General features: G+C 73.4%; 3 protein-coding genes. All 3 read right to left on the bottom strand.

Annotated features, from left to right (window positions below; genetic code table 11):
• Positions 1–94: 94 nt before the first annotated feature.
• The 3 genes from AB0N03_RS38640 to AB0N03_RS38630 all read right to left on the bottom strand — a co-directional run bounded on the left by AB0N03_RS38640 (position 95) and on the right by AB0N03_RS38630 (position 7,538).
• On the bottom strand, positions 95–1,135 hold the full coding sequence (locus AB0N03_RS38640; RefSeq protein WP_364382940.1) for an LLM class F420-dependent oxidoreductase: 1,041 nt from the start codon (positions 1,133–1,135) through the stop codon (positions 95–97).
• Positions 1,136–1,264: 129 nt separating this feature from the next.
• Positions 1,265–2,470: a fumarylacetoacetase gene (fahA, locus tag AB0N03_RS38635; protein ID WP_364382938.1), complete on the bottom strand. Its 1,206-nt coding sequence runs from the start codon at positions 2,468–2,470 to the stop codon at positions 1,265–1,267.
• 94 nt (positions 2,471–2,564) lie between these two features.
• Complete coding sequence (locus AB0N03_RS38630; RefSeq protein ID WP_364382935.1) at positions 2,565–7,538, bottom strand: DUF885 domain-containing protein; 4,974 nt, start codon at positions 7,536–7,538, stop codon at positions 2,565–2,567.
• Positions 7,539–7,586 lie beyond the last annotated feature (48 nt).

The following is a 7,586-nucleotide window of genomic DNA, read 5'->3' as shown; positions in this document are numbered from 1 at the left end:
CCCGGGCCCCGCCGTCGCCGGGGCCGGGGCGTGCCGCGGGGTGCCTTCGTACTCTGGCGGGGCCGGGGTGGCCGTTATGCTGTCTTCCCCCACTTCAGGCGAGCAGCTCCCGCAGCTGGGCCACCGCCGAAACCCGCGCCTCGCGGCCGGGCAGCATCGGGTTGACGACCAGCGTCGTCGCCCCCGCCTCCTTGAACGCCGCGAGCCGCTCCTTGACGTACCCCGCCGGGCCGACCAGCGAGATCGAGCGCAGCAGCTCGATCGGCACGGCCGCCGCGGCCTCTTCCTTCTTGCCGTCGAGGTACAGGTCCTGGATCAGCTTCGCCTCGGCCTCGTAGCCGTAGCGGCGGGCGAGGTCGTTGTAGAAGTTCTTGCCGCGCGCGCCCATCCCGCCGACGTAGAGGGCGACGAGTGGGCGCAGGTGGTCGAGCAGCGGCTCGACGTCGTCACCGATCGCCAGCGCGGCGCTGACGAACGTGTCGAGCTCGCCCAGCGCCGGGTCGCGCTTGGCCCTGCCCGCGGCCAGGGACTCGCCCCAGACGTCGGCGGCCTTCTCCGGATGGAAGAAGATCGGCTGCCAGCCTTCGGCGATCTCGGCGGTGAGCGCGACGTTCTTCGGCCCGAGCGAAGCCAGCAGGACCGGGATCCGCTCGCACACCGGGTGGTTGATGAGCTTGAGCGGCTTGCCCAGGCCGGTGCCCTGCTCCGGCGGCAGCGGGATCGTGTAGTGCTTGCCGTCGTGGACGACGCGCTCGCGGCGCCACACCTGACGGCAGATCTCGACGATCTCGCGGGTGCGGGCCAGCGGCGCGTCGTACTTCACGCCGTGGAAACCCTCGATGACCTGCGGGCCGGAAGCGCCGAGCCCGAGGATGAACCGCCCGTCGGAGACGAAGTCGAGCCCGGCCGCGGTCATCGCGGTGAGGGTCGGGGTGCGGGTGTAGATCTGGAAGATGCCCGACGCGAGCTGGACACGCTCGGTCTTCGCCGCCAGGTAGCCGAGCTGGCTGACGGCGTCGAAGGAGTAGGCCTCCGGCACGAAGACGACGTCGAGGCCGGCCTTCTCCAGTTCGACGACGTCGGCGACGCTCTCGGCGAAGCCTCCGGCGTAGCTGATCGCGGTCCCGATCCTCATGGACGTCCTCCCGTGCTGAGCAAGCGCTTAGTAGGGGTCATTATGCGGCAAGCCGGCGGCCGATCGGTGTGCGCAGCGCCACTCCCCGGCCGGCGGGTTGCGGACCCGCGGGCTTCGCGTTCGTGGCGGTCAGCCGGGGACCACCGTGCCCCGCACGTCGCCGAAGCCGATCCGGGTGCCGGACGGTCCGGGGGCCGTGGCGCTGATCACCACCTCGTCGCCGTCCTGCAGGAACGTCCGCTGCTGCCCGTCCGGGAGGTCGAGCGGCTCGCGGCCGCCCCAGGACAGCTCCAGGAACGAGCCGCGCTGGTCGCGCTCCGGGCCGGTCACCGTGCCCGAGGCGAACAGGTCGCCCGTGCGCAGGCTCGCGCCGTTGACCGTCAGGTGCGCCAGCTGCTGCGGCGCCGTCCAGTACTGCGTCGCGAACGGCGGGCTCGACACCAGGTGGCCGTTGAGCCGGATCTCGATCGCCAGGTCCAAGCCCCACTTTTCGCCGGTGCGCAGGTACTCGAACGGTTCCGGGTCCTGCGGCGGGCCGTCCACCCGCGCGTGCTCCAGGGCCGCGAGGGGGACGATCCACGGCGACACCGACGTCGCGAACGACTTGCCGAGGAACGGGCCCAGCGGCTGCGACTCCCAGGCCTGGATGTCGCGAGCCGACCAGTCGTTGACCAGGCAGACGCCGAAAACGTGGCCGGCGAAGTCCTCAGTGGACACTGGCGTGCCCGGGGTGGACGGGACGCCGACGACGAACCCCACCTCCGCCTCGATGTCCAGCCGCTGCGACGGGCCGAACGAAGGAGCGTCGGCGTTGCGCGGCTTGCGCTGCCCGTGCGGGCGCACGATCTGCGTGCCCGACGTGACGACCGTGCCCGCCCGGCCGTGGTAGCCGATCGGGACGTGCTTCCAGTTCGGCGGCAGCTCGGCCGCGTCGGGCCGGAAGATCCGGCCGGCGTTGAGGGCGTGCTGCTCGCTGGAGTAGAAGTCGACGTAGTCGGCGACCTCGAAGGCGAGGTGCGTGGTCACCTCCGCCAAGGGCACGAGGTGCGGGCGCAGCCGGTCGGCGTACCGGGGTTCGGTCAGCCAGGTCCGGACGCTCTCGCGGACCTCCCGCCAGGTGTCCGGCCCGGCGGCCAGCAGCAGGCCGAGCACCCCGGAGGTGAGCAGCGGCGCGAAGGCCGACGCGGTCTCGGCGGCCGCGGCGGTCAGGTCGAGGACCTGCTCGCCGACGGGCACGCCGACCCGGCGCTCGGGCGCGCCCCCGACCGAGAACACGCCGTAGGGCAGGTTGTCCAGGCCGAACGGCGAGTCGTCGGCGAGGTCGAGCCAGGTCACGTCAGCTCCTCGCCGTCCGGGCCGGGCACCTCACGCGTGATCGACAGGTCGACACGCGTGACTGGCGGGTCGACACGGCGTTTCCCCGCCGCGGTCACTTCTCGTCCTCCGCGGAACGGGCGGCCACCCAGGTGGCCACCACGTCCGCCAGCACCGGGAGCGGCAGGGTTCCGCTGCCCAGCACCGTGTCGTGGAACTCGCGGATGTCGAACCGCTCGCCCAGCGCCCGCTCGGCGTCCGCGCGCAGACGCTCGATCTCCAGGCGGCCCACCATGTAACCGAGCGCTTGGCCCGGGTGGCCCGCGTAGCGGTCGATCTCCGCCTCGATTTCGATCTGCGCCATCGGTGTGTTGTCCCGCAGGTAGTCCACCGCACGCTGCCGGCTCCAGCCGAGCGCGTGCAGCCCCGTGTCGACGACCAGCCGCGCCGCCCGCATCGAGTCCTGCGTCAGCAGGCCCAGGCGCGAGACGTCGTCGGAGTACAGCCCCATCTCGTCGGCGAGGCGTTCCGCGTACAGCCCCCAGCCTTCGGCGTAGGCGTTGAACATCGCGATCCGCCGCAGCAGCGGGACTCCGGTGAGCTGCTGCGCGAGCGTCAGCTGGAAGTGGTGCCCCGGCACGGCTTCGTGGAACGCGACCGACTCGCCCAGCGTCCGCTGCCGCTGGTCCGCCTCGTGCGTGTTGGCGTAGTACGTGCCCGGCCGCGAACCGTCGAGCGACGGGTCGATGTAGTAGGCGATCGACCCGCTTTCGGCCTCCGCGGCCGGCACCGGGGCGACCTGGCAACGCTGCTCCGGCACGCGCGAGAACCATTGCGGCGCAACGGCTTCCGCCCGCTCGATCGTGCGCCGCGCGGCGTCCAGCAGCTCCTCGCCGTCCCGCCAGCGCAACGCCGGGTCCGTGCGGATCCGCTCGAAGATCTCCGCGAGCTCGGTGGTGCCGAAGACCTTCTGCCCCAGCTCGCGGTACTCCGCCGAGAGCTGCTCGATGATCGCCAGCCCGGTGTCGTGCAGGTCCTGGGCCGTGCGCTCGGTCGTCGTCTCCGCGCGGATCAGCGCCGCGTACCGCTGCGGGCCGCCCGGCAGGTCGCCGATGCCCGGCGACGTCTCCGGCCGCGCGACCGGGACCACCTCGCCGGCCAGGAAGTCGCGGTACCGCGCGTACGCGGGCCGCACGACGTCCGCCAGCAACCGGTCACGCTCGGCCTCGAGCCCGTGGAGCGGCACCTTCAGCGGGTCGGCTTCCGGGGTCGCGAGGTAGCGCTCGACGTACCCGACGCCGATGCGCGCCAGGAACTCCGGCGGCGTGAGGCCTTCGGCGAGCACCGCCCGCTGCCGCTCGATCAGCTGGTCCACGTACGCGCCGACCGCCTCGAGCCGGCTCAGGTAGCCGCGGGCCTTGGCTTCGTCGTCGACCACCGTCTGCGGCAGCAGCATCAGCAGTTCCAACGCCGGCGCCGCGAGCCCGTCGCTCACCGCGATGTCGGCGCGGCCGGAGTCCAGCACGTCGATCATCGTGCGCGCCTGCCAGATCACGACGTCGCGGGTGACACGCTCGTCCGAGGTCAGCGAAGCCGGGTCGAGCGCCTCGGCCCGCGCGATGACCCCGGCGAACGCGGCACGCTGCCGGGCGCCCGCCTCGGCGGACTGGTCGGCGAGCCGGTCGTGCGCGCCGGGAAGGCCGTAGAGCGACGGCAGCAGCGGCTGGGCCTCGAACAGCAGCTCCAGGCACTCGCCCGCGAGCGAATCCGGGGTGTCGGTCCGGCTCGCGACCCAGTCGGTGACGACCTTGGCCAACGCCGAAAGGGGCAGCATGCCGTGCCCCAGCACGACTTCGTGGAAGTCCCGGATGTCGAAGCGGTCGCCGAGCGCCGCCTCGGCCTCGGCGCGCAGCCGCTGGATCTCCAGCCGCCCCACCATGTACCCGAGGGCCTGGCCCGGCCAGCCGGCGTACCGGTCGATCTCCGCCTCGATCTCCATCCGCGCCATCGGCGTGTGGTCGACGAGGAAGTCGATCGCCCGCTGGCGGCTCCACCCCAGCGCGTGCATCCCGGTGTCGACGACCAGCCGGCCCGCCCGCATCGAGTCCTGCGTCAGCATGCCCAGCCGCGCGACGTCGTCGGCGTACAGGCCCATCTCGTCGGCCAGCCGCTCGGCGTAGAGCCCCCAGCCCTCCGCGTAGGCGGTGAACATGCCGATCCGCCGCAGCAGCGGCAGGTCCCGCAACTCCTGGGCCAGGCTGAGCTGGAAGTGGTGCCCCGGCACGGCTTCGTGGAACGCGATCGCTTCGCTGGTGAAGCGCGGCCGCTTGTCGGCTTCGTGCGTGTTGGCGTAGTAGGTGCCCGGCCGCGAACCGTCGAGCGACGGCTGCAGGTAATACGCGATCGTGCCGCTCGCCGCGTCGGCCTCGGGCACCGGCGCGACCTCGCACTTCTCGGCCGGGATGTGCGAGAACCACTGCGGCGCCACGGCTTCGGCGCGGGCGATGGCGTCGCGGGCCGCGGACAGCAGCTCCTCGCCGTCCCGCCAGCGCAGTGCCGGATCGGTGCGCAGGCGCTCGAAGATCTCGGCGAGATCGGTGGTGCCGAAGACCTTCTGCCCCAGCTCGCGGTACTCCGCCGAGAGCTGCTCGATGATCGCCAGCCCGGTGTCGTGCAGGTCCTGGGCCGTGCGCTCGGTCGTCGTCTCCGCGCGGATCAGTGCGGCGTAGCGCTCGGCGCCGCCCGGGACGTGGCCGATGCCGGGCGCGGTGTCGGCCCGCCCGGCCGGTTCGACCTCGGTACGCAGGAAGTCGCGGTAGCGGGCGTACGCCGGGTGGACGACCTCCGCGAGCAGGCGGTCGCGTTCGGCTTCGAAGCCCTCGACCGCCGCCGTCGTGCCCACCTTCAGCGGGTCGCTGTCCGGCGCGGCGAGGTAGCGGTCGATGTACTCGACACCGACGCGGGCGAGGTACGCCGGCGGCACGAGCCCCTCGGCCAGGCTCTCGCGCTGCCGCTCGGCCAGCGTCTCGAGGAACGGCTCGATGGCCGCGAGCCGGGTGAGGTAGCCGCGGGCCTTCTTCTCGTCGTCCAGCTGGTAGTACGGCAGGTACAGCAGCAGGCCCAGCGCGGGGGCGCTCAGCCCGTCGCTGACCGCGATGTCGGTGGCCCGCGCGGCGAGCCGGTCGGCCTCGACCTCGGCGGCGGCGATCACCACCTCGCGCGTGACGGCCTCTTCCGGCGTGAGGCCGTCCGCGGCCAGCGCCCGGGCGCGGCCGGCGAGCTCCCGGTAGCCGGCGAGGAACCGCTCCTGTGCCTCCCGGGTCTGCTCGCCGAGCCGGTCGTGCTCGCCGGGCAGGCCGAAGACGGACCGGGACAGCGGCTCCTGCTCGAAGGACAGTTCGACGAGCTCGGCGGCCAGGCCGTTGACCGTGTCCCCGTGCCCGGCCACCCAGTCCTCGACGGCGGACGCGAGCGCCGAGAGCGGCAGCGCGCCCCCGGCGAGCACGAGGTCGTGGAACGCGCGGACGTCGAACCGGGAGCCGAGCCGCTCCTCGGCGCCGGCGCGGATCCGCTGGATCTCCAGCCGCCCCACCATGTACGCCAGCGCCTGGCCCGGCCACGCGATGTAGCGGTCGATCTCGGTCTCGACCTCGACGCGCGCCTCCGGCGTGTGCTCGAGCAGGTAGTCCACGGCCTGCTGCCGGCTCCAGCCCAGCGCGTGCAGGCCGGTGTCGACGACCAGGCGGGCCGCCCGCATCGAGTCGCCGGTCAGCATGCCCAGCCGCGCGACGTCGTCGGAGTAGAGCCCCATCTCGTCGGCGAGGCGCTCGCTGTAGAGCCCCCAGCCCTCGGTGTAGGCGGTGAAGTTGCCGATGCGGCGCAGCAGCGGCAGCTCGGTGAGCCCCTGCGCGATGCTGAGCTGGAAGTGGTGCCCGGGCACGGCTTCGTGGAACGCGGTCGACTCGGCCGTGTGCCGGAACCGTTCGCCGGCGTCGTGGGTGTTCGCGAAGTAGATGCCCGGCCGGGAGCCGTCGGCGGCCGGCCGCAGGTAGTACGCCGCGGGCGAGCCGGGCGCCACCTCCTCCGGGACCGGCTCGACGGCGCACTCCTGCGCCGGGACCCGGCCGAACCACTTCGGGGCCTCCGCGGCGGCCCGCCGGACGGCCGTGCGGGCGGTGTCCAGGAGCTCGTCACCGCTGCTCCAGCGCAGGGCGGGGTCGGTGCGCAGGCGCTCGAAGATCTCGGCCAGGTCGTCGGTGCCGAACACCTTCTGCCCCAGCTCGCGGTACTCGGCGGCGAGCGAGTCGATGACGTCGAGACCGATCCGGTGCAGCTCCTCCGGGGTGCGGTCGGTGGTCGTGTGCACCTTCGCGAGCCGCGCGTACGCCTCTTCGCCGCCGGGCAGCCACTTCAGGCCGGGCCGGTCGGCGGGGCGGCCGTGCGGCTTCACCTCGGTGACGAGGAACTCGCGGTACTCGGCGTAGGCCGGGCGCACGACCTCGGCCAGCAGCTCGTCGCGCCGGCGCCCGAACTCCTCGTCCGGCGCGGGCTGGCGGCGGAGCGGGTCCGCGGTCGGGTCCGCGAGGTAGCGGTCGAGGTGCGCGACCGCGGCGTCGACCAGGTGCGCCACCGGAACGAGCCCGGCGGCGATGCCCTCGGCGTGGCGCCGCGCGGCCTGCCGCAGGTACTCCGGGACCGCGGCCAGGCGGCCGAGCTGGGCCTCCGCGGCCTCGCCCGCCGTCACCGTCGTCATCGGCAGCGCCATGAGCAGCGAAGCAGCGGGCGCGATCATGATGTCCGTGACGGTGAACTCGGCCATCCGGCTGTCGATCGACGCGACGCGGTCTTCCGCGGTGGCGATCAGGACCTCGCGCGTGACCCGGTCCGCGGCCGACAGCCCGCCCGCGTCCAGCGCGCGGGCCCGCTCGGCGAACTCCGCGAGCCGGGCCCGGTGCGCCTGCTCGGCTTCGGCGGACAGGTCCGGCAGCCCGGGCTCGGCCGGGCGGAGGCCCAGCAGCGCGGGCGTCAGCGGATCGGCGGCGAACAACGCTTCGACGAACTCGTCGGCGAGTTCGGTGACCGCGGTCATGGCAGGACCCCCAGCTTCGGTGATGTGCTCCACGGCCGACCCTAACGG

It is taken from the genome of Amycolatopsis sp. NPDC051061, assembly GCF_040682935.1.
Lineage (GTDB): Bacteria > Actinomycetota > Actinomycetes > Mycobacteriales > Pseudonocardiaceae > Amycolatopsis.
The sequence above is the reverse complement of the archived record's forward strand: the minus strand, read 5'-3'. Positions and strand labels throughout refer to the sequence as shown.

What these genes read in the sequence shown, in the direction of transcription:
- AB0N03_RS38640 (WP_364382940.1), bottom strand. Translation starts at nt 1,135, where the DNA reads ATGAGGATCGGGACCGCGATCAGCTACGCCGGAGGCTTCGCCGAGAGC.
- AB0N03_RS38630 (WP_364382935.1), bottom strand. Translation starts at nt 7,538, where the DNA reads ATGACCGCGGTCACCGAACTCGCCGACGAGTTCGTCGAAGCGTTGTTC.